Origin of the sequence: Hydrogenophaga sp., from assembly GCF_050182545.1 — a bacterium.
In the GTDB taxonomy this organism is placed as follows: domain Bacteria; phylum Pseudomonadota; class Gammaproteobacteria; order Burkholderiales; family Burkholderiaceae_C; genus Hydrogenophaga.
The window spans coordinates 83,903-106,029 of sequence record NZ_JBFXCD010000011.1 but is presented as its reverse complement, the minus strand read 5'-3'; the positions used below and the strand labels follow the sequence as shown (position 1 = coordinate 106,029).

General features: G+C 58.8%; 14 protein-coding genes and 1 pseudogene. 5 read left to right on the top strand and 10 right to left on the bottom strand.

All coding sequences use genetic code 11. The features are described from left to right. Positions 1-74: 74 nt before the first annotated feature. The 10 genes from AB7P10_RS13325 to AB7P10_RS13280 form a co-directional block, all read right to left on the bottom strand. Positions 75-1,343: a glycosyltransferase family 39 protein gene (locus AB7P10_RS13325; protein WP_428294339.1), complete on the bottom strand. Its 1,269-nt coding sequence runs from the start codon at positions 1,341-1,343 to the stop codon at positions 75-77. Positions 1,344-1,423: 80 nt separating this feature from the next. After that, on the bottom strand, positions 1,424-2,896 hold the full coding sequence (locus tag AB7P10_RS13320) for a UbiA family prenyltransferase (RefSeq protein ID WP_428294338.1): 1,473 nt from the start codon (positions 2,894-2,896) through the stop codon (positions 1,424-1,426). 125 nt (positions 2,897-3,021) lie between these two features. Then, complete coding sequence (locus AB7P10_RS13315; RefSeq protein WP_428294337.1) at positions 3,022-4,143, bottom strand: acyltransferase family protein; 1,122 nt, start codon at positions 4,141-4,143, stop codon at positions 3,022-3,024. Positions 4,144-4,172: 29 nt separating this feature from the next. Further along, complete coding sequence (locus AB7P10_RS13310; RefSeq protein ID WP_428294336.1) at positions 4,173-6,179, bottom strand: acyltransferase family protein; 2,007 nt, start codon at positions 6,177-6,179, stop codon at positions 4,173-4,175. 111 nt (positions 6,180-6,290) lie between these two features. Beyond that, positions 6,291-7,547 carry a glycosyltransferase family 4 protein gene (locus tag AB7P10_RS13305; protein ID WP_428294335.1) on the bottom strand — a complete coding sequence of 419 codons (1,257 nt, stop codon included), beginning with the start codon at positions 7,545-7,547 and terminating at the stop codon, positions 6,291-6,293. A gap of 10 nt (positions 7,548-7,557) precedes the next feature. Next, positions 7,558-9,501: an asparagine synthase (glutamine-hydrolyzing) gene (asnB, locus tag AB7P10_RS13300; RefSeq protein ID WP_428294348.1), complete on the bottom strand. Its 1,944-nt coding sequence runs from the start codon at positions 9,499-9,501 to the stop codon at positions 7,558-7,560. Next, the gene (locus AB7P10_RS13295) at positions 9,501-10,403 is read right to left on the bottom strand and encodes a glycosyltransferase family 2 protein (protein ID WP_428294334.1); all 903 of its coding nucleotides are present in this window, start codon (positions 10,401-10,403) and stop codon (positions 9,501-9,503) included. The genes asnB and AB7P10_RS13295 overlap by 1 nt, the downstream gene beginning before the upstream one ends. A gap of 39 nt (positions 10,404-10,442) precedes the next feature. After that, positions 10,443-11,465: a polysaccharide deacetylase family protein gene (locus AB7P10_RS13290; RefSeq protein WP_428294333.1), complete on the bottom strand. Its 1,023-nt coding sequence runs from the start codon at positions 11,463-11,465 to the stop codon at positions 10,443-10,445. Positions 11,466-11,517: 52 nt separating this feature from the next. Then, positions 11,518-12,681: a glycosyltransferase gene (locus AB7P10_RS13285; RefSeq protein ID WP_428294332.1), complete on the bottom strand. Its 1,164-nt coding sequence runs from the start codon at positions 12,679-12,681 to the stop codon at positions 11,518-11,520. Between the two features lie 962 nt (positions 12,682-13,643). Beyond that, on the bottom strand, positions 13,644-13,832 hold the full coding sequence (locus AB7P10_RS13280) for a hypothetical protein (protein WP_428294349.1): 189 nt from the start codon (positions 13,830-13,832) through the stop codon (positions 13,644-13,646). A gap of 20 nt (positions 13,833-13,852) precedes the next feature. On the opposite strand from AB7P10_RS13280, the pseudogene AB7P10_RS13275 reads away from it, so the two are divergent. From AB7P10_RS13275 to AB7P10_RS13255, 5 genes and pseudogenes are all read left to right on the top strand, one after another. After that, a pseudogene (locus AB7P10_RS13275) lies at positions 13,853-15,214 on the top strand (PKD domain-containing protein); the annotation flags it as partial. Between the two features lie 552 nt (positions 15,215-15,766). Beyond that, entirely contained in the window at positions 15,767-18,202 is a 2,436-nt protein-coding gene (locus AB7P10_RS13270; protein ID WP_428294331.1) for an AMP-binding protein, read from the top strand. Positions 18,203-18,787: 585 nt separating this feature from the next. Beyond that, positions 18,788-19,348 carry a polysaccharide biosynthesis/export family protein gene (locus AB7P10_RS13265; RefSeq protein WP_428294330.1) on the top strand — a complete coding sequence of 187 codons (561 nt, stop codon included), beginning with the start codon at positions 18,788-18,790 and terminating at the stop codon, positions 19,346-19,348. Between the two features lie 101 nt (positions 19,349-19,449). Continuing rightward, on the top strand, positions 19,450-20,496 hold the full coding sequence (locus tag AB7P10_RS13260) for a hypothetical protein (protein ID WP_428294329.1): 1,047 nt from the start codon (positions 19,450-19,452) through the stop codon (positions 20,494-20,496). A gap of 13 nt (positions 20,497-20,509) precedes the next feature. Beyond that, on the top strand, positions 20,510-22,117 hold the full coding sequence (locus AB7P10_RS13255; protein ID WP_428294328.1) for a GumC family protein: 1,608 nt from the start codon (positions 20,510-20,512) through the stop codon (positions 22,115-22,117). The last annotated feature ends 10 nt before the right edge of the window (positions 22,118-22,127 follow it).

The window sequence follows — 22,127 nt, the reverse complement described above, 5'->3', positions numbered from 1 at the left end:
GTCCAAGGGCTGTGTCGGAATTCATTTTGCCTGGGGATATGAAGCGAAGAAGAAGTGACCCACCTCGTGAGTCGTCAGTGTGCACGCCGTCTGGAGGTCACCCGATCCGAGAGCCATGCAGCCCCCACGGCGGCCAAAATCGCCATTTGCCCGGCAAACGCAAGGTGATATCGCTCCTGAGATACCACCACGCTGTGGATGGCTGTGAAGTACAGAATGCTCAAGACGAAAGGAGACGTCAGCGTTTTGCGCCAACCCCGCTGACAAACGGTTGCGCCCAAGCCCACCAACGCCAAGCCAAGAATCAACATCCAGGTCAATTGTGTGAAGCGTTTCAGCCCTGGAACCCAGGGTTCTCCCAGCGCCTGCTTGATGCCTTCGGCATTCCAGCCTACGCCGACGGACTCATTGGAATACAGGATCACCACTTTGCGTACGGCGCGAATGACGAAGCCGAGTGGGTCCTGCTGAATGTACGCTTTTGCCTGACGCCCCATGGTCCGTGCTCTCTCGTTTTCCGGCAACTCGCCAAACTCCTTGGGTATGTACATGTAGCGACCGTCTGTTCCCGGTGTGTTGCCCATCCAAAGTGTGATTCCTCCATTGGTGGAAATCAGCACGGGTTCGCCGTAAAGCTGATAGTTGCGCCAGGTCCACGGGGCGATCACGATGGCCATGACGATGCCGACAGTGATTAGAAGTCGGAGCTGGGATCGGGTGGCCGCCCACGTCATGCCAGCATTTGCCACCACGCAGAACGCATACAGCAAGGGCAGCAGCAGCGCCTGAGGGCGCACCAATGCTGCGAAGCCCAGCAGAAGGCCGATACCCAGCCCCTTGCGCAACGGTCGAACGTTTTCATTGCTCCAGACATCCAGTGCCAGCAGCGTGAGAACCAAGAAGGGCAATTCGCTCGCGAGTATGGTCGGATACATGACCAGCGTTGGCCACAATGCGAGGGTCAGCGCGGTGAGTGTTGCGATCCGTGTTCCCCAGAATCGGGCGGCGAGGCGGGCGCAGATGACAATCAGCGCCAGTGACAGCCCGATATTCACAGCCACGACTGGAAAGTAGTTGAAGCCAAACAACCAGTACACGACCGCATGAAGGAAGGTGGTGCCGGGGGGCCAGAACGCCGTGGGTTGGTGGCTGTTCCAGCCGAACGTGCCATGTTCGACCAGGGTCCGCGCGAAAGCATCGTAGGCTTTGCCATCTGACAGCGGGACGACCGGGATCCACCAGGCCCAGATCAGCCGAAGACCCAGCGCGAGCAGGAGTATCCACCCCAGATGTCGCGCATCGACGATGCCGGATCCTCCTGAGAAAGTGTGTGCTGCGATCATGTGATCAATGGAGAAGATTCCGAATACAGCGGGTGCCTAGAAGTCGGGCCAAAACATGCTCTCCTGGTGCGTCTGAGTGTTCAAAGCGACAGTGTTGTGGCCGCAAACAGAATGCCCGCAATTGCTAGGCTCGTTGCCCATGTCTCGGGATCCTTGACCGCAAAAAATATGGGGTCCTCATCCATGTAGCCTCTCGATGTGACCACCCAGAGCCGCGTCACCCATAGCAGCATCAGGGGGGCGATGAGCCAGAGTATCTCGGGTGATCGATAAAGTTCCGAGACCTCGGGGCTGTGAATGTAGAGCGCGAGCACAAGGACTGATAGATAGCCACTTGCCGCTCCCAGGCTTTGCAGGACGATCACGTCCTCGGTCGCGTATTCTCGCCCGCGAAGTTTTCCGAGCGACGCGCCAGTGGCTGCTTCCTTTCTTCGCACTTCGACCAACTCAGCCACCCGCTTGACAAGGGCCAGCGAGAGGAAAATGAACATCGAGAAGGCCAACAACCAGAAAGAAAGGCTGATGCCCGTTGCCAGTGCACCCGCGACGATGCGAAGGGTATACAGGCCTGCCAGCACGATGACGTCCAGACTGGCCACTCGCTTGAGCCATAGGGAGTACAGCAGAGTGGTCACGAGGTAGGCGACCAGCATGAACTGAAAACCGACGGGCAGAAACCATGCGACGCACAGCCCGGCAGACAGAAGGAGCAGCAGCGCCACCAAACCGGCTCGCACATCAATTGTCCCGGCCGCGAACGGGCGCAATCTTTTCTTGTGATGGTGCCGATCAGCGTCGAGATCGAGCAGATCATTGATGATATAGGTGGCTGATGCACACGCACCGAAGCTCAGGAACGCCAATGCAGCGGCGAGCAATGCCTGTCCGTTCAGCAACTCGTGCGCTGTGATGATCGGGACGAACAGCAACAGATTTTTGAGCCACTGCTGTAAGCGGATCGCGCGAGCCCACGTTCGCCACTTGCTTTCTGTGTCTGAGATGTCCCTGTGCGGAATTCCTATTCCAGCCACCTGGCGGACAAGAAGGGTGGGGGCGTTAACGGACACAGCTGCGCACGACTTCCTCCAGACGGGCAGAGCCGACCATCCACTGGCGACGTACTCGAACTGCCTTGCACCCCAGTCTCGTTCCAGCAAATCAGCTTTGCTTCGTCCATCGAGGTTCTGATCTCTGGTGGTTGCCAGTACGCTGTCAAAAACCGGCAAGTGTTCTGCTACCTGTCTGGCCAGAATTTCATGGCTTCCAGTGACGAGCACAACAGGTCGATGGGTGAGCTTGGCGCTCTGGATCAGATCGATCACCGTAGCGCGATAGGGAAGCAGGGAAACATCGACATGCGCCCGATGGACCAACTGATGCTTCAGGTAACTTCTTCCCGCGAGCAACCACCAAGGCAGCAGAAAAAGCAGCCAAGGCTGCTGCTTTAGCGCGGCCAGCAGAGACTCGAAGGTCAGATCGGTGCGAATCAGCGCTCCATCCAAATCGACGCATAGAGGTTTTTTGGCCGACAGATCAGAGGCATTTCGCTTCATCGCAGCAGTATATTCGGCCAAACTTTAATAAGTTCTCAGTCAGAAGGCAAAAGCGTGAACTGCTCGATGCAGCGGCCCATGGAAAGAACACTGCAGCCTCGGCTTGAACGAACATGGCAATGTATCTAGGCCATTCGCTGACGACCCAGTACCGAGCCAACGCGAGCCGTGAGGCCCACTTCTACATACTTCCACGACAGGACCGCAGCCAGCACAGAAGCCACGACGACCAGTGTGGCAAACACGGGAAAACTGCTGAAGAGAGGGAGGTCAGAGGTGCTTTCCAGCTTGGCAGTCACAAGTACCATGACCGACATCACGGGAATGTGAGCCAGGTAAAGGGAAAAAGACACACGTCCAAGGAGCATGGGCAGCCAGGTTCTGGTCCAGCTTGAAGTGGTTTGCAGAGAGGAAATCATCACCATTCCCAGCGCAGTGCAATAGCCCATGAAGATGTGCCCGGTGGTGAACGCGAGCAATGTAAGAGCCAGCATGAAGAAGGACGTGGGTCGACTCCAGCGGGCGAGGCCTTTGGGCACGGTGCTGGAGAGAAGGCTGCTCAGCGCTCCCAGACAAAAACCCAACAAGCATCGTGCCAAAGCTCCTGGTCCGCCGATGACGTCTAGCGTGCCATAGTGACGAATGAAAAGCCAAACACCCCCCAGAAGTATCACGATCAAAATACAGATGCCCGACCGGCTCAGCGGCACCAAGGACATGGCGAACAGCGGCAATAACAGATAGGCGGCCATTTCCATCGCGATGGACCACAGCGGAACGTTGTACTGGATTTCCAAGCCCAATATGGACTGCAACATGGTGGCATGCAGCACGATGCTGGCTAGGTGTTCATCTGCCTCATACTGCGGCCCCTCTCCCCGCATGCCAACCAGGAACCACACCAAGATCGCCAGTGTCAGCCAGACGATGTAAGGTGGGTAAATCCGCAAAAGCCGGCGCCTCCAGAATTGAAGCAAATCGTTGCGAGACGGATGTGCCAATGAAGCGCCATAGCGGCGCATCAGGATAAATCCGCTCAGAATGAAAAAGATGTCGACAAACAAATAACCGCGCTGAACCAGCGCGGTCAGCGGGCCCAGAGTGACATCAGGCGATGTCAATGCGCAGTGGTAGAGAACCACCATCAACGCTGCTAGGCCACGCAGAGCAGTGTGGGCCGTGATTTCACCCGCTTCCGGGCAAACGACCTCCGCCAACGGGATTGCTTGATTTTTTCGAATGATCATGTCAGTTTCATTTGTGCCTGAAACCGTTTTCACATACTTTCATATATCTCTTTGATAAATATCTCCCGAAATATGTCTGTGGCTGCTGACTTGGTCAGATGGTTTCCGTCGTAATATGCAGGGATGCCCGCCAGCTCCACTTGGCATCGATCGTTGTTACACATCGCTGGTATCGGATCGATCAAATGAACGCGTGGGTGCTCTTTAAATTGATTAAATACTGATTTTGCGCCAGATTGTCGTGCGCGAACTGCTTCCAGCGATGGGGCTTCAGGGGGTTGAATGCCCCAGCGCTCCTTCAGAATCAGTGCGTTGGGAACATTCCAGCCGACTTCGGGAACTCCCTCGATGATGACAACACGACGTCCGCTATCGAGCAATTGTTGTATGGTTCGACGGAGGCCGCGCTCAAAAATTCGATGAGGATTGCTACCCGCCTTGTCCATTTCGTCGCGAACCAGCAGCAGATTGTACGTATCAGTATCTGTTCTTCCATCAACATCCGTGCCTGATTCATAGTATGCCCATCTGGCATGCAGTATCACCGTTCTGAGGTCGGCTCTCTTCAATACTTCCTTGAGGACTGCCTCCGTAAAATCAGTACATCTCGGTTCGATCAAGCGGGATACGCCCGACAAGGGCGGGCATATCATGTTCATCATCAATCCGGATTTTCCTGCGATTCGAGCAGACTCATCAATTTCATCAGAGATTGAAAGCGCATGTGAGTCGCCCATCAAGATAAAATCGTAGGGTCCCGATTTTTCCGTTGGAATGCCGATCGGGCACAAACCGAATTCCATCCAGATCGGTGAGCAGTTCTGAGGAGTTGTGGCTCGATCATTTGCGGCGTCCACAATCGCTTGCTGTTCACTGGGCAAGCGAAATTTCCAGCTGTCAAGAGTTACGACGCAGAAAGTCAGGCCTGCAACAAGACCCATTGCGCCACCGGAGTAACCGAGAATTTTGATGGTACTGCTTGCACTGGTCCGAAACGGTTGTTCAATGAATCGCCACGAAAATACAGCGCCAAGTACCGACGCTGAAATCACGGAAATTGCCATCGATTGAGATAGTGTGGTGGTATTGGATAGGTACTTTGTGAATACCGTAATTGGCCAATGAATCAGATACAGCGAATAGGAAATTTTTCCAATAAATACCAAGGGCGCCCATTGCATGAATGAGAGCGTGCGCACAGGATTGCCGTGCCCCAAGGCAATCAGGATGGCAGCCCCGAGACATGGAGCAAGCGCAGTCCAGCCGGGAAATGGCATCGATTTTGAATAGAAGAAGAAGGGCAAAGAGAGCAGCAAAATGCCAGACGCAGCCGCAATCTCACGAAGGGCGGTGGATTCGAATTTTATTCTCGCAGAGTAAATTGCCAGAATGCTCCCGATGCCGAGTTCCCAAGCACGAGTGGGTAGCAGGTAGAAGGTGGCGCTCGGTTTCCAGTGCACCATGAAAGCCGCCAGCAGGAATGATGCGACAACAATTCCAATAATTATTTTTCCAAGATGCTGGGAGGTGTGCCTGTGAATAAAAATAATCAGGAGCGGGAAGAATATGTAAAACTGCTCTTCAACGGCAAGAGACCAAGTGTGCAGCAGTGGGGCTGATTCGACAGCCGGGCCAAAATACTCCAGCGCCGATTGCCAGAACCACAGATTGGACGAGAAGCCAATTGCTGCAATTGCGGATTTACCCAGTGCATCTACTTCCTCCGGCTTGAAGACCACCCATCCAAAGATCATCGTAATGCCGATGACCGCAATGAGTGCGGGTATGATCCTTCTCGCGCGGCGCTCGTAAAATCTCAGTATGGAGAACTGTTCTTCTTGGACTTCCCGAATGATAATTTTGGATATCAAGAAACCCGATATAACAAAAAAGACGTCTACGCCAACAAAGCCGCCTGGGATAAAGCTGATTCCTGCATGAAATAGTACGACAGGAATGATGGCAAATGCGCGCAGGCTGTCGATATCCTTCCTGTAACCCATGCCATCCCCGTGGGCGGAAATATTTGTCGACATGGGTTTGCCTTTCCTGCTTTCCAAAAAATGATTCAATCAAGATTCAATGGCTATTTTCTGCACCGAGTACCGATGCCGGCTGGGCTGACCGGATGGAGCGCACTGCGGCAGTCACTGTGAAGTGGGCCGCAATGCCGCAGGCTCTGCGATCAGTACTTCGTTCCTTGACACAAGCAACTGTGCCAATTTTTCTGCTTCGATTTTGGCATCGTGGGCCTCACGCACCGCGTTCTTCCCAGCCTTCGCGAACATCGCCAGTTGTACCGACGAGGCCCTCAGGCAGGTACCCATTGCCTTGGCAAGCGGCAGGGCGTTTCCGGGCGGGACCAACCAGCCCGTGCATCCTTCCCGAACCAACTCCGGCACGCCGGCAACCCAGGTGGCGATCACGGGGCGTCCGAGTGCGAGAGACTCCATGATCACCACCGGTAGTCCTTCTGCGAAGCTCGGCAGGATGAGCGCTCGAGACCCCATCAGCCATTCCCGGATCGCCTCGCTGGATTGCCAGCCAGTGATGGTGACGAAGCGTTCGATTCCCAGTTCGCGGGAACGCTGTTCGACGGCACTTCGAAGTGGACCGTCGCCGACCAACACCAGCCGGCAGCTTTGGCCCTGCTCGATCAGCAGTGCGAGCGCCTCGATGAGGACAAGGTGTCCCTTCTCGCTCGACAGCCGCCCCACCGAGACAAATTGATCCACGTCGGGCGCGTCCGTGTGTTCATGTTCGAGAAAGTCGGCGCCAATGCCGCAGTGGATCACGTGAATCTTTCGCCAATCATCGAACGGTATCCAGCGCATCATCTGGGCACGGCCGTACTGGCTGACCGCCACCACGAACGCGGCGCGGCGGACTTTTTCGGGCAGCTTGATGGCCAGCGCGTTGTCCGTCTCCACCGTGCCATGAGCGGTAAAGCTGAAGCCGATTCCGCTCAGCTCGGCGGCCAGCATCGCCACCTCGGCGGGATTGCTGCCGAAGTGGGCGTGCAGGTGGGTGACGGCTGATTCGCGCACCCATTTCGCGATCAGCGCGGCCTCCAGCAGATAGATCCAGTGCACCGGGATGGGCCGGTCGCCGCGCCAGCCCATCCGTGTGGCGAGCGCGAAAGCGCGCCAAGCCCGCCGCGGCGCCTGCACGAGCACTGACAGCATCGCCGCCAGCATCGCGGGGAGCCCGCTCGCCAGCACCTGGCGGGTGCGGCCGGCCTCGGCCTGATCCGCAGGATCGGGCAGGTCTTCATTCGAGCCACGAATGGCGAAGCGCTCCACGGGAATGCCTGCGCCCTCCAGTGCCTCGATTTCGCGGCGAATGAAGGTATGGCTGACCTTGGGGTATTCACTCAGCACATAGCCGATACGGAGTTCGGGCATGGTCTGCTGCTCAAAGTGTGATTCGATGGACGCGGACCCAGCGGATCAGGGCATACAGGGCCCAGATGCGTGTCCAGTAGAGGCCTTTCGCACCGGCGCTGAAGGCTCTCCACAGCCTTTCGACGGCTTCGGGTTGCAGGCCGGCGGACGCCACCAGCGGTGCGTCCAGCAGCGTGCTGCCCACCTCCTGTCCCAGAGAACTTCTGAGCCAGCGGTTGAACGGCAATTCGAAGCCGGACTTGGGCCGCTCGAACATCTTGGGGTCGAGGCCCTTGAGGCCGGCCTGTCTCAGGGCGCGCTTGGATTTCAACGGATGGAATCGCGCACCGGTGTCCATGCGGTTGACCACCGAGAGCAGATCCTTGTCGACGAAGGGCAATCGCGTCTCCAGTGATGCCGCCATGCTGGCAGCATCGGTGTCGCGCAACAGGCGCTCCCCAAGGAACATGCTGTGCTCCATCGCGCTGATGGCGTCGAGCGGCGGCCGTGTCTCCAGGTCGGCCAGGATCGCCTCGCGCCGCAGGGCGGGCAGCCCGTCGGGCAGGAACTCGCCGCGGATGCTCTCGTGCAGCAGGGCGCTCTGGGTCTGCGGGAGAAACAGCGCGTAGGCGATCTGGTAGAGGCCCAGCAGCGATGGGCCTTGCTCGATGATCGCAGGCAGCTTGGCCCACCGGGTCTGGGGCGGATGGCCATGGCTCGGCCGGCTGAGGAACGTGCTGGCCATCGAAGCCGAGAGTTTTGAGAAGGCGCTTGGCAGCGCGTGCAGCGCGCCCAGCCCCGCATGCAGCCGGGGCAGATCGGCGAACGACTGGTAGCCGCCGAACAGCTCGTCACCCCCTGTGCCCACCAGCGCCACCTTGAAGCCGGCGTCGCGTACGGCCCGGGACATGAAATAGGAGTTCAGGCCGTCGAAGCTGGGCTGATCCAGGCTGTCGAGGGCCGTTTCCAGGTGATCGAGGAATGATTGCTGCGTCAGCAGGATTTCCTGGTGCCGGGTGCCGATCGCGTCGGCGACTTGCCTGGCGAAGAAGGCCTCGTTCCTGTCCGCTTCTTCGAAGGTCAGTGTGAAGGAGTTGATTTCGGAGGCGCCCGCACGTTTGGCCAGGTTGGCCACGGCCGAGGAGTCGATGCCGCCCGACAGGAAGATGCCCAGGGGCACATCGCTGATCATGTGGGCGCGGACCGACTCCATCAGCGCGGCCTCAACCTCTTCCTGGGTGGCGGCAGGTCCACGGTGGGCCTCGGGATGGCGCCAGTAGGTGAACCGGCGCAACACGCGTCCCTGTCGGTCGAGCCACATGGCCTCGCCGGGCAACAGGGACTCGATGCCTGTCACTGCGGTTTCCGGCGCGACAGTGAATCCATTCCACAACACCGACGCCACTGCTTTAGGGTTGAGGCGTGGCGCGCGGATCAGCCGCGAGGCCAGCAAGGCGCGGACTTCAGAGGCAAAAGCGAAAGTCCAGCCTTCCGCGCCGGACGGATTTGTCGCGAAATACAGCGGTTTGATGCCCATGGCGTCTCGCGCGACGAGCAGCTCCCCGGTGACCTTGTTCCAGAACGCGAACGCGAACATGCCACGCAGGCGCGGCAGCGCGCGCTCGCCGTGCGCGGCCAGCATCCGCAGCAGGACGGCAGTGTCGCCAGAGGACTGCAGGGCGGTGGGTGCATCCGGCAGTTCCGCGCGCAAGGTCTGGAAGTTGTAGATCTCACCGTTGAGCACGGTGGCGTCGCCACTCTCGGGGTGGATCATCGGCTGGGCCCCCAGGGGGGAAAGGTCCAGGATCGACAGCCGACGGTGTCCGAACATGACGCACTGTCCATCCGGTTGGACGGGCGATGTCCAGAAGCCTTCGTCATCGGGCCCGCGCTGGCGCATGGCGTCCGTCATGCGGCGCAGGGCCGCCTGATGGTCCTCGGAGGGTGTGCCGATGATTCCTGCGATGCCGCACATCAGTGACCGCGCTCCATGGATTGCAGCGCCTTTTGCTTGCCCATCAGCAGGCTGCGCCACTGGTATTGCCGCAAGAAGCGCCGGAAGGCCGGGTTGTCGTAGCGCGGCTTGCGCTGGAGCGCCGCCTTGATCCATCCCCAGAGCATGGCGGCGCTGCCGACGATGTAGGGTTTCTGGTTCACGCGGGAGAGTGCGCTGGCGGCCATGAACAGCAGCCCGGTGCCCATGAAGTACTGGCCGTAGCCATGCCGCATCCGGCCCACATAGATGCTGTCCTGGCTGGAACCCATGGGGCGCAGATGAACGAAGCGCAGGTCTGGCTCGTCCCAGCTGCGCGCTATCCAGCCCTGCATCCGGCACAGATGGTTGTCGATGCCGTCCCACATCACTTCCCGGACAAAGCCGCCGATGGCCTGGAAGCACGTCGTGCGGTAGAACTTCGTCATGCCCAGGGACGTGTCGTCTCCATGCCGCTCGGGTTCGAGCTGGCCGTTTTCCATGACGTAGGCCTTGCCGCTGCACGTGGCCAAGCGATTGTCGGCCAGCATGCGCTCGATCAGGATCTCGAAGTACCGGGGTGGAAGGCGCAGGTCGAGATCGAGCTTGCACAGGAAAGCATAGTCGGTGGGCTCGATCGCTGCGTAGCCCGAATAGAAGGCATCGATGACGCCCGGACCCACGGCCCGATGCCCGCGGTCTTTGCGCGTGACGATCTGAATGAAAGCGTGTTTCGCGGCATATTCCTGCAGGATTTCAGGGGTCGCATCGGTTGAGCCATCGTCGACGATGACCCATTTCGTCGGCGGGACCGACTGGGCCAGCACCGAGTCCAGGGTTTCGCGCATGTAGCGGGACTCATTGCGGCAGGGGGAAATCAACACGTACGAGCGCTCGCTTTTCATGCTGTCCAATCTCTCGTGATTCACTGTGACACGGCGCGTTCACGACATGCCGGGCAGAAGGCCGGTCATGCGCAGAAAAAAGCCGCTCGACTTGAACGTGCCGGCGGCGTTCTTTCCGTATCCGCTTTGAAGATCGATCCGCCGAAGGCTGTACGGATCGCTGCCCTGGGGGTTGATGCCGTATTGCGTGGTCACCGCGTATTCATACCCAGCCTGCCGCACGCGTGCGCTGACTCGCTCATCATAGTCGCCGTTCGGATAGCAAAATGAGCGGACTTCGTGATCTATTTGCGCTTCGAGCACACTTCGGGAGTGGTCGATTTCATGCCGGAGTGCCTCATCGGAGACCAGCGGCAAGATCGGGTGGCTGGTGCTGTGTGAACCGATTTCATGCCCGCCTGATCGCATTTCCCGGATCTGCTCCCAGGTCATCATCCCGTCCCAATCCGGGCGGATGCCTGAGCCCACCAGCTTTTCCAGTCGATCCACGTGCGCACCGCGATCTGCGGGGTCGAGTAATTTGGCTGCGACGATCGCCGCGTTTACGGGGTCGGGCGCACTGCCTGGCACACCCAGTTCGGAAAGCCAGGCGCGCAACTCTCGGGCATCGCGCTGCTGGAGCCTTTGCACTGCATATGCGATCTTGTCGTGCCAGAGCACTTCATTGCCATCAACAGCGTCGGTGACGACAAAAAAGCTCGCACGAACGTTCATGGCGTCCAGCACCGGCAGCGCGAAACGGTAGTTGTCAAGCTGGCCGTCGTCGAACGTGATCGCCAGAGGCGGTTTATCAAGGCGCTGCCCGGACTGGTGCAGCCTCGCGCTGTCGCGCAGGGTTCCGACTGAATAGTGTTCCAGGAACACTTCCAGAAACCGCTTGAGCTCCTCGGGTGTCACCGCGATACCGGGCAACGGATACTGCGCCAGGATCGATGCCGGCAAGACCCGATGGAATGTTGCGATGGTGAGCTTGTTTCGCGCGCGCAGGCTGGGGCGCGTGATGTGACTGGCGTACAGAACTTCCGCGGCCGCGTCCCGGACGAAGTGCTTTGCTTTTCTCAATGTGGACTCCCTGCACCTTTGACCTTTGAAATGTGGGCGTGGTGGATGCGAGTTACTTGTATTCAATGATGCGCGCGGACCCACCTTTGATTCTGGTCCAGTGGAACTTCAGGATGCCCACGGTTTCAGCAAACTTTCCAACGAGCATGAACCATGCCGTGAAGCGCGAACCGGTTTTCCACCAGAGGCGAAAGAACTGAAGCGGGTAGATGGCGAACAACGCCAGCCACCCCGGTCCCCAAGCCAGTGCCAAAATCACTGCGATAGCGGGAATGCATGCTCCCCACACAAGTGCCCGACGTGTCTCGGGGACACAATGGCGCTCGGGCAAGCTTCCATGGAGCCTCGAACCTTCCGCATAGGCGTGCCCCGCTCTCATGCTCCGTTTCCACCACTGACCGAAGCGCGTGATTGCCGCGTCGTGCAGCGTCATCTCCTGGTCCAGGCGCTGGATCGACCAGCCCTTTTGGCGGAGCCGAACGCAGAGTTCGGGCTCTTCGCCCGCGATCATGCCGTCGCGATAGCCGTTCACCGATGTGAAGGCGTTGGCACGCATCAGGGCATCTCCGCCGCATGCCCGGGCTTCGCCGATAGGTGTGTCCCATTCCTCATCGCACAACTGGTTGTAAACGGTTTGCTGCGGAAACCGCTCGCGGCGCCGACCGCATACCACAGCACAGCCTGGATGATCACGCATGAACTGGGTACTGGCCTCCAGCCAGCCGGATACGACTTCACAGTCTCCGTCGACGAACAGGATGTACTCGGTGTCAGGTTGCCGTTCCAGCAAACGGAAAACACCTTGGTTGCGGGCCCGCGCGGCCGTGAATGGAGACGACAGATCAAGCTCGACCACGCTCGCGCCCATCTCGGCCGCCATGCTCCTTGAGTGGTCGGTCGACCCTGAGTCCACATAGACGATCTGCGACGCAAGTGCGCGCACAGACTCCAGACAGAGCCGGAGTCGCTCGCCTTCGTTCCTGCCGATGACCACCACACCCATGGATGCAGCGATTTGATTAGGCTTCATGGTATTTAGATGGCGCTGCAGAGGGTTGGTCGCCATTGTCCTTTGCAGGCGCTGGTGGGCCGGGTGGGCAACGAACCACCACGGCTTGCATTGCGTGACCGCTGCCATTGGCTGGAAGAAATCACCCCGTCGATCTTGTGCGGCAAACAGCTTCTTGGCTGATGGCGCAACGTCGGAGCAGGCCACCGTGCTCCCATTGCGTGAGAGATCTCAAGGCCGATATTTGGTGGAAATTCAATCATTGCAATGCCTGTGCGCTGCATTTCGTTAAACTTTGCTCAACGCCTTTCGCGGCGTTCTGATACCCAGTGAGCGCCGGGTGCGTCAATTCTTGCGTGGATTATCTTCTGCAGATCGGCGGGCGCTCCGCCACGGAAATGCTTTCTCCAGCGCATCCGTTCCTTTGTCACATGGAATCGGTCGTGGTGGTGTGCGAGAGCGGTGAGACACCGTTGCTGCGGTGGCGAGCGAACCGTGCGCAGCCTTGGAGGCCGGGCCACCAACCTCGAAGCGCGGGTGGTCTGATCACGCCCATGCCATTGAAGATCGCACCCGATAGCCGATAGCCGATAGCCGATAGCCGATAGCCGATAGCGCAGCCGTCGGTGCCCTGACAGGTGAGTTGTTGATCCTTGTTTCGGGCGGGTTTTTGAATGACGAGAAAGCAACTCGATGGCATCAAACGTAAAGAATTGTGACCCGCAACGGGATTGAATGTTAAGACTCCCGCGTCGGGGGCGATGCGAGCCTGGCATAGGCGCTTGTGCGCAACGCACAACTGCTTACGTGAGTTAACCTGAAGTGGTGGATCACGGCAGCAATGCAGAGATACTCCGTTCAGTCGGTGGCTTCGGCCGCTTGTTCTGTTCGATCCACTTTCCATACGACTGGGTAGGCGACACTGCATTCCGACCGCGCTTCTACCCGGTTTCAATGGGTAGTTTCGCGGGTGGTTGTACGGTGAGGGTGGCGGTTTACAGATATACCGCCTCTTCCTTTTGACGATTTCCATATGACTGCTCCATCCATCCCAGTGCTCTCGTCGCGGGTTCGCCCGTCCAGTGTTCCACTGGCCCTCCTGTTCCTGGCGGTGCTCAGTGCCTGCGGCGGTGGGGGCGGCGGTGGAGAGAGGTCAAGTGGGGGGGCGATCATAGATGACGCCACGGCCCAGGCGCCTGCACCAGCGCCTGCACCAGCGCCTGCACCAGCGCCTGCACCAGCGCCTGCACCAGCACCAGCACCAGCACCAGCACCAGCACCTGCACCTGCACCTGCACCTGCACCCGCACCTGCACCCGCACCCGCACCTGCACCCGCACCTGCACCCGCACCTGCACCCGCTGGAGCGCCTACCGCCGTTCTTCAGGCAACCCGGTTGAGTGGTGTCGCCCCGCTGGCCGTCATGTTTGACGCCACAGCTTCTTTATTGGGCGGGAGTGGTACCTATGCGTTCCACGATCTGACCTACGACTTCAACTTCGGCGACAACAGCGGACAAACGTGGGGCCTCTCGGGCGTCTCAAAGAACACCCAGAGCGGTGGCCCGCTGGCGGCGCACGTGTTCGAGCTGCCTGGCACCTATTCCGTTCGTGTCCGCGTTGCGGCTCCCAATGGGCAATCTCACGAGGCAACGGTTTCGGTGACGGTTCAGGACGCGGCAGCGTTCTATTCGGGCACCCGAACGGTGTGTGTGTCGACCTCGGCCAACTATGCGGGTTGCCCGTCGGGGGCTGCGCAGCAGACGACGCTGCCTTCCAGCCTGGATGGCAAGCGTGTCCTGTTGCGCAGGGGCGAGAGTTTTGCCGCGATCTCGGTGCGCAATGAAGACGATGGCGTTCAGGTCGGTGCCTACGGCACGGGCGCGAAACCACGGATTCAGTCTGTGCAGATCGGCACAGGTCGCGGAGGGAGCGGGGACTTCCCCGACGACATCACCGTGATGGATCTCGATATCGCCAATGGCATTGAACAGACGGCGTCGGCTTCCAAGCTGCTCATTCTGCGCAACGACCTCGACGATCCCGGCAGCAGCGTCAATAACGGCATCATCATTGGAAGTGCCATCGACTACTGGGCGCCACTCGATCCGTACAGGACTGCGCCGGTGAGTGCGTTCTACAACCCGCGCGAGATCTTCATCGTGGAGAACCGCGTGATCGGCAGCACCGAGAACGACGAAGTGCCGCTGGCCAACCTGCAGGCGGTCGCCTCCCGCATGGCCTTGCTGGGCAACGACTTCGGCCGCGCCAGCCAACACACGGTGCGCCTCTACCGGGCTCACAAGACGGTGATAGCGCACAACGCGCTCAGAGGCATGTCCTCGGACGGTCTTCGTCATTCGCTCAAGCTGCATTCGGGTGGGGTTGGCGCGTACAACGACAACTACGCCCTCTCGGGCTCCAACTGGGCATCCAGCCAGATTGTCATTGCCAACAACCTCATGGGCGATCCGGCCGACAACAACGCCTGGACGGTTGCGGTCCGTCCGCAGAACGATGGCCCGGACAGCAACGAAGGCATCGAAGACGTCATCGTTGAGAACAACCGCTTCGCCCGGGGTTCCCGGACCAATGCCGACGTGGTGCTCGTAGGACGCCGGCTCACCACCCGCGGCAACGTCAGGACCGATGGCCAGAGCCTGAGCATCGGCTATACCCATCAGTCCAGCAGCTATCCCTTGCTTCCGCAGGCCTGGAAAGGTCCTTACTTCGTTCGGTGATGCTGGCCCTGTGCCTGATTTCGAGGCGTTCGGTTTGACACAAGCGTTACCTGGAGCCGTGCGCCCGCTTGCCTGAGCGGCGAACTTTTTTGTGTTTCCCCGGTATCTGTCAACTGCTGGGGATGGCGCCCTTCGCACTCCACCGGCGAGTGTCGCCCTCGGTGCCGTCGCGACATGGGTATCCAGACCTTCAGCAGCGTGCATGCGTCCTGCGTCGCCTCGCGATCTCCATGCGTACCGCCCTCCGGATTTGTGGTGGTCGCCACTCCAAGATGCCCGACACCGTGAAATAAGCCGCGCCTCGCTTTCAACATTGTTCTTCGCACCAATGTGTTCCGGCACTCCGGTCCCGTAAAGTAGGAGAGAGCCCCGCAGGCTCAGTCAGTTGATGCGCTCGAAAGGAGCCAACCCAGGGGGGCTGAAGGCATGCGGGCCGTATTATTCAGTGGCTGCTGCCGCGCATACGCCGGAAGTTGATCCATTTTCACTGGGTTGGCGTACCGTGTTGGCCTTTGAGAGGCGGCACGTCCATAACTCAGCATTCTGGTGCTAATGATGCGAGATTCACAGTTGTTTGCAACAGGTCTGATTCGGAAAAACTCCCGTTCTTACGTGGAGCATTTTTTTTCGCTCAATCAGGATCGACGGCTTTTGGTAAGTTTTTCCGACGAGGAAGCTGCGAGAGAGCCAATTGGCATCACCATTGATGCTTGCATCATGCCTGAAGCGGGTGGGGGTTGGTTCAATGATCACCACGCGCTGATTCACGATGAATTGCCCGCTCAGGTGTCATTTACTTCTGGAACAGAAGGGAAGCCGAAAGGAATTATCCTTAGCTACAGCAATCTTTCGGATGCTGCGGAGCGCATCATCGCAGAGATGGAGCTTACATCCGATGTGCGCGAATATGTTGGCGTACCGGTGACTCACAGTTTTGGAATGGCTCGTGTGCGCGCCATCAGCGCGGTGGGCGGATGCTCTTACTTGCCGCCGAGAGGTTTTGATCCTCTTGAATTTTCGAGAATGCTTGAAGCAGGGGAGGTCAACTCGCTCTCCGCAGTGCCCACGCTCTTGCGAATACTGCTGCAGCGGCCAGACGCATTGAAGGAGTTCGGAAAAAAGCTGCGCTGGATGGAAATCGGATCGCAGTACATGACGGCGACCGAAAAACAGGGAGTTCGCGATCTGTTCCCCAATGCGCGAATCATTCAGCATTACGGTCTTACGGAAGCGTCTCGCAGCACGTTCCTCCAGATTTCCAATGCGCCTGCCGAATTGCTGGAGTCGGTGGGTCGTGCCGTCGGCAATACAGAGGTGGCAATCAGATCCGATGGCCGCATTTTAATCAAGGGTCCACATGTTGCGCGGTACCGTCTTGAGGGTGGACAATTGCAGCAGCTGCATGGAGCTGATGGCTGGTTGCTCACCAATGACTTGGGTCATTTGAAGGATGGTTATCTGTATTTTGATGGGAGAGCGGACGATCTCATCAATACGGGGGGGATCAAGGTCAATCCCGATATTTTGCAGGCGAAGATTGTCGAACTCCTTCAGCAGGGCGGAGGCGTGGTCGTGACCAAAGTGCCGGATGCCCTTCGAGGCGAGGGCATTTTGGTCGTAGGGGAGTCCTTGGATGCGGCCCGACTCAGGAAGGCATCCACAGAAGCGCTCAAGCGCCTCGGGCTTGATGTTGGGGAGGCTTTGCACATCCAAGTCGTGTCCGCGATTCCGCAAACGGCGACGGGCAAGCCGTTGCGCCGGTTGTTGACGGAAGAGTTCGTTCTTGCTGAGAGCGCCGCTCAGGCGACTGCCGACCACACTGACAAGTCGGCTGAACCAAGGACTGGGAATGTGATGGAGTTCTTCCAGGACTTCTTTCCTGGACGCAAGATTGATGCGGACGCCAGCTTTGAAGCCCTTGGCGGCGACTCGCTTGGTTATATTCAATTCTCGATGGAGTTCGAGAGCCGTTTTGGGCCATTGCCCAGCAGATGGGAGTCTCTGACCGTTGAGGAACTGCAAAGTCATGTGGCAGTTGCCCGCGCCAAATCGCTTCCTCGTCTGGAATCTGCAACCCTGACGCGCGCGTTTTTTATGGTTTGTATCATCGCGCTGCATCTCGATACCTTTGTATACAGTAGCAACTGGGGGGCAGCGTACTTTTTGTTCATGCTGGCTGGCTACAGTCTGATGCGTTTTCAGTGGCCGGAGATCAGCCGTACCGGCAGAACGGGGACGATTTTTGGCACCATCTCGAAAATTGCAATTCCAACCGTGATGGTTGTTGCAGCAGTGCAGTTGTGGGCTCACAAGTTTGAACTGAAGCCGTTGCTGTTGATTTCAAACCTGTTCGATCCCAGAGAATACGAAGTCGTGTATTTTTATTTTGCTGAGATTTATATGCAGCTCCTGCTTATTGTGGCTGGTGTATTCTCATTTCGCTCGGTGCGCTCGGCATTTAAAAAGCACCCCCTTGCCAGTGGGGTCATGTTCATTGTCATCTCGACTGCCGTGGGTTATTTGGCTGAGCGCATTTGGGATACCGACTACATTTACCATCGCACACCAACATGGTATCTATGGACGGTGGCGTGTGGAATGCTCATTGCAAGTGCCGCCACGCGTGATTTGTCTAATCGCTTGATGGCGATGGCAGTTGTGACCTTGGCTGTGCTTGTGCATCACGGATTTACATCTGCTACATACTATATTTGTGCCGGATGTGCGCTGTTATTGTTCTGGCCGGAGATTTCTGTTCCAGTACTCGTGAAGCGGTTTGTTGGAGAAATTGCCGGGGCATCGATGTTTATGTACCTCAGTCACTACCATGTCAAGGCGCTCGTAACACGGCTATTCCACGCGCCGATGCCATGGGTTGCCTTGATTGTCGCCATGGTAGTGGGTATTATTTTTGCGCGCACCTATCATTGGGGTGAAAGTCGCGCGTTGGCCTTTGGCAGAAGGCATGCATGGTGGGGGCAAAAGTAGAGCGCCATCTCAGCGTCAATTTGACAAGCCCGTGGCGTGGGTGCAAGCGGATCCTTTTTGTGATGCGCTTGCATGGCCACCTGGGCGATGCGACGCCCGGCTTGGCTCCCGGGCACGGTTGCCCGCGATCCCCATTGAGTTGCATGGAGTGAGTTTCCAGTGATGGCGCGAGTTTCCGGTAGCTGGAAGCACGGTCGCAAGTGAAGCGCGACATCGGGCGAGCCTCTTGCCTCTTCAACCCACAGCCAGTTCCGCACCCCAATGGCGAAGACGGTTCGTACATATGGGCCGGCTTCTCTGGTTGAGCTGTCCACTTGCAATCGAGAATAAGTCACGAAATCTCGATTGCCCTAACCGAAACCTTGTGAAGGTGCACTGTTTCAGCGAAGGCTGAGCATCACCGATGACGTAAGATGCCGGGCTGGAAGTAAGCACAAGAAACTGACGGCGAGCATCGTTGTCAAAGCTGGCTGGCAGCAGGCCTTGTCCGCCGACGGGATGGGCTGCATCCTGTGTCAATGCCACCGCTCCCCACGTAATTTTCCCCTTGTCGTTATTGCCAACTGGTCTACCCGGAGATGAATCATGCAAATTCTTGCTCGCTTCTTCATGTCGATCATGCTCCCGCTGGTTGGGGCAAGCGCCTTGGCGCAATCGAATGTCCCCTACAAGCTGCGGCATGGTGATGCCTTGATGGTGTCGGTATGGCGCGACGAAGCGCTGCGCATGGAAGTTCGCGTGCTGCCAGACGGCAGCATCACGTTTCCACTGGCTGGCCGCATTGACGTTTTGGGACTGAGTACCGCTGAGGCGGAAACCCGGATCGCGGAGAAACTGAAGAAGTACATTCCTGAGGCTGTGGTCACTGTGGCCATTACCGCAGCCGAGGGCAATCGAGTGTTCGTGATCGGCAAGGTGGTCAATCCGGGCGCTGTGGTCATCACCTCACCAGACACAACCGTGTTGCAGATGCTCAGCCAAGTGGGTGGCCTGGATCGTTTCGCAGATGGCAACGCGATCCGCGTGCTGCGCAACACCGAGCAAGGGACCCAGGTCCTGCCGGTGCGTTACAACGATCTTGTCAAAGGGTCCCAACTCGAAACCAACGTGGTTCTGAAGCCGGGTGACACCATCCTGGTTCCATAGGACTTCCCACCATGAGCCGCCGTATAGTTTCCCTGCTGGTCCCGTCCTGGATTGTTTGTGCTTGCCTGCCAGTGTGGGCTCAGAACACGCTGACGGTGCCCATGGAAGTCGTGCATGTCAGCAATCCCAATCTGGTTCCGCAGGGCGTGGGCGATGACTCGAGTCGCGGCAGCACAACGCTCTTTCGCATTCACCCTCAATACACGCTGCAGATGGCAGGCGAGGCATCGCGTACCGAGCTCTCATTAGGTGCGCAGATCGAGCGCTCCAGCGATACGGCGTTGAGTGCAAACCGCAATCTTCCCAGCGTGGGTGTACTGTGGGAGGGTCGTGGGCCCACCAGCGTCATCCAGTTGCGCGCTTCGTTGGCGGAGGCGTCCACTCGCGAGACCGAGTTTGCGGACTTCGGGCGAGTCGCGCTTGACAGCACGCAGCGCACTGGTTCGGTCGGGGCAACGTGGTCAAGGGAACTGACGCCCAATACGGGCTTGGAACTCGCAGCTTTTCACACCAGGGTGAAGTACGACACTTCCACGGCACGCGACTACCAGGAGACGGGGGGCAGTGCCGTCTACCGCTGGCAGGTCAGCGAGAACAGCCGCTATGCGTTGACTGCCAGCACCGCGCGCCAGCAGCAGGAAGGCAGTGTTGGCGGCGGCGTCTCGAACAACCGCGTGTCACGTACTGGTCTTGTTCTCGGATATGAATCGGAATTGAGCGAACGCGTAACCTTGGCGATCAACGTCGGAGGCGTGCGCGCAGGCTCGCTCGAAAAGCGAACGCGGTCAGTGGGGGGCATCAGGCTGACAGGCGAAGGTGAACGGTTGACGTACACCCTGGAATGGGGGGTGGACGTCACCGCGGACGGGACCGCGCGGGGTTATACCCGTGCCGACAACATCGGTGTGTCGCTTGGTTATACGTTGACCGCGGCCACATCCTTGACCCTGGGCGCCAGCCGCGCTCGAGCGTTGAGTGGAGAGCGAAGCCAGGGCTCTCTGCTGTACGCACAGATCCGCTCGGAACTTTCCCCGTTCTGGGCGGCCACGGCGGGCTTGGAGCACCGGCGCGCCCGAACGGGCAGCGTCCCATTTGCCAGAGGTCACTCTGTGACGCTGGGGTTGGTGTACACGCACCCGGATTTCTAGTTGTTCCACCACCATGTCGACCGAATATCAACTGAGTTTGCCGGACTACGTGGCCATCGCGCGGCGCTGGGCCGCGGCTGGCATGCTTGTTTTTTGCCTTGTTCTCGCGGGTTCTGTCGTGGTGGCCATGCTGCTGCCTCGGGTATATGAGTCCACGGCCACGCTGTTGACGGAGGGGCCTCAAGTCTCGGGCGAAGTGGTGCGCTCAACCATCCCGTCCGGCAATGCCGAGCAGCGCATCCAGGCCATCAGCCAGCGCATCATGACGCGTGAAAACCTCTTGCGTGTCGCCGCTGACCATCAGGTGTTCGAGTCGAAGGATGGTGCGATCATCAAAGACTCGGACATCGTGAATGCCATGCGCGGCGGCATCGCCGTAAGGGTGCGTACAACGGGAAACTTGCCGCCGTGGGAGCGCACGGGCAGCAACTTTGTTTTTGACGTTTCGTTCCAGCATGGGAAGCCGGAAAAGGCGCTGGAAGTTACCAATGCGCTGGTGCAATTGTTTCTGGAGGCCAGTACGCTGGATCGTGTCAAGCGGGCCTCGCAGACCAACGAATTTCTGACGCAAGAGGCCGAGCGGGTTCAGGCTCAGCTGGAAGAACTCGAACGCCGCATTGCCGCCTACAAACGAACTCAGGGTGCTGGCGCAGGCGATCAGGCGGTAGCCGTGGCGAATATTCAGAGCCTGGAAAGCGATCTTAGAGCGGTCGAGCGCGAGCATCGTCAGGCACTCGACGAACTGCGAACGCTCGAAGTGGATTTGGTAGGCGCTCGGTCTGGCGTCACGCTGCCGGGAACTGAAGGTTCACCCGGAGCGTCTGCCGCCGAGCAAGAACTGGAGCGTGCGAATGCTGAGCTGGCGCGTTTGCGCAGCCGCTATACCGACAACCACCCGGACGTGCGGGCGCAACGAAGACAGATTGAAATGCTGCAGCGAACAGCGCGTGCGGATGCGGGTGCCGGCACACCGGCGCGCGAGGCGGCGGTGGCGCAGATGCAGTTGGTGATCTCGCGCTTGGAGGCCCGTGTTGCCACAGCGCGCGCGCGCGTTGACCTTCTGTCCGATCAGCAGCGCAACCTGCGCGGCACCATCGCTCAGCTTCGAGCCCAGGTGAGCCGGGCGCCGCAGATTGAACGCGACCTCGCAGTTCTGCAGCGCGACCACGACGCCGCGCGCATTCAATATCAAGACTTGCGCTCCAAGCAACTGTCAGCGCAAGTGGTTGAGAATCTGGAGGATGGGCGCCAGGGTGAGCGGTTTTCCCTGCTTGAGCCCGCCTTGATGCCGGAGTACCCGGTCAAGCCGAGTCGCAAGAAGATCGTGGCGCAAGGCTTCATCGTCGCCCTGGCGGCCGGTGCAGGCGCAATGGCATTGTTGGAGTTCTTGTTTGCCCGTGTGCGCGGCATCAACGCGGTGACCGCCCTGACGGGTCAACGACCCATGGTGGTCATTCCTTACATCGAGACCCGCAGCGAGGTGGCCCAAACATGGAGCCCACGCAAGCGCGCCCTCGTTGCGGCCACGGGATTGGCGGGTGTACTGGGTCTGGTGGCTGTGCATGTTCTGATCACGCCACTGCACACGCTGCTCATCTCCTTGTTCTCCCGCTCAGGCTGAAGGAAGCTGA

What these genes read in the sequence shown, in the direction of transcription:
- AB7P10_RS13255 (WP_428294328.1), top strand. Translation starts at nt 20,510, where the DNA reads ATGTCGACCGAATATCAACTGAGTTTGCCGGACTACGTGGCCATCGCG.
- AB7P10_RS13320 (WP_428294338.1), bottom strand. Translation starts at nt 2,896, where the DNA reads ATGAAGCGAAATGCCTCTGATCTGTCGGCCAAAAAACCTCTATGCGTC.
- AB7P10_RS13315 (WP_428294337.1), bottom strand. Translation starts at nt 4,143, where the DNA reads ATGATCATTCGAAAAAATCAAGCAATCCCGTTGGCGGAGGTCGTTTGC.
- AB7P10_RS13265 (WP_428294330.1), top strand. Translation starts at nt 18,788, where the DNA reads ATGCAAATTCTTGCTCGCTTCTTCATGTCGATCATGCTCCCGCTGGTT.
- AB7P10_RS13270 (WP_428294331.1), top strand. Translation starts at nt 15,767, where the DNA reads ATGATGCGAGATTCACAGTTGTTTGCAACAGGTCTGATTCGGAAAAAC.
- AB7P10_RS13260 (WP_428294329.1), top strand. Translation starts at nt 19,450, where the DNA reads ATGGAAGTCGTGCATGTCAGCAATCCCAATCTGGTTCCGCAGGGCGTG.
- AB7P10_RS13295 (WP_428294334.1), bottom strand. Translation starts at nt 10,403, where the DNA reads ATGAAAAGCGAGCGCTCGTACGTGTTGATTTCCCCCTGCCGCAATGAG.
- AB7P10_RS13325 (WP_428294339.1), bottom strand. Translation starts at nt 1,343, where the DNA reads ATGATCGCAGCACACACTTTCTCAGGAGGATCCGGCATCGTCGATGCG.
- AB7P10_RS13305 (WP_428294335.1), bottom strand. Translation starts at nt 7,547, where the DNA reads ATGCCCGAACTCCGTATCGGCTATGTGCTGAGTGAATACCCCAAGGTC.
- asnB (WP_428294348.1), bottom strand. Translation starts at nt 9,501, where the DNA reads ATGTGCGGCATCGCAGGAATCATCGGCACACCCTCCGAGGACCATCAG.
- AB7P10_RS13310 (WP_428294336.1), bottom strand. Translation starts at nt 6,179, where the DNA reads ATGTCGACAAATATTTCCGCCCACGGGGATGGCATGGGTTACAGGAAG.